Source organism: Aeromicrobium phragmitis, assembly GCF_003674095.1.
Lineage (GTDB): Bacteria > Actinomycetota > Actinomycetes > Propionibacteriales > Nocardioidaceae > Aeromicrobium > Aeromicrobium phragmitis.
Map to the genome: position 1 here is coordinate 1 of NZ_RDBF01000123.1, position 407 is coordinate 407.

At 70.5% G+C, this 407-nt stretch carries 1 protein-coding gene; it reads left to right on the forward strand.

The window, feature by feature from the left end; genetic code table 11:
• Positions 1-407: phosphoadenosine phosphosulfate reductase domain-containing protein (locus tag D9V41_RS16580; protein ID WP_208006920.1), on the forward strand; the 407-nt coding region annotated here is incomplete at both ends.

A 407-nucleotide genomic window follows, 5' to 3' on the forward strand; every position in this document is an offset into this window, starting at 1 on the left:
GCGACGAGCACCACGCGCGTCGTCCCGAACTCCTGCGTCCTCGACGCGACCGCTCCGAGCTGCAGGCGATCGCCGCCGAGGCGTCGACGCGTCTCGCTGATGCGAGCACCGACGACGTGCTCGCTTGGGTCGCCGAGGAGTTCGGCTACCGCACCGCCGTCGCATGTTCGATGGCCGATGCCGTCCTCCCCCACGTCGTCGCCCGCCACCTTCCCTGGGTCGACACCCTGTTCCTCGAGACGGGCTACCACTTCGCCGAGACGATCGGGACGCGGGATGCCGTCGAAGCCGGGATGGAGCTCACGATCGTGGACGTGACCGCGGCGCAGAGCGTCGAGCAGCAGGACGCCGACCACGGGCCGCGCCTGTACGAGCGCGATCCCGGCTTGTGCTGCCAGCTCCGCAAG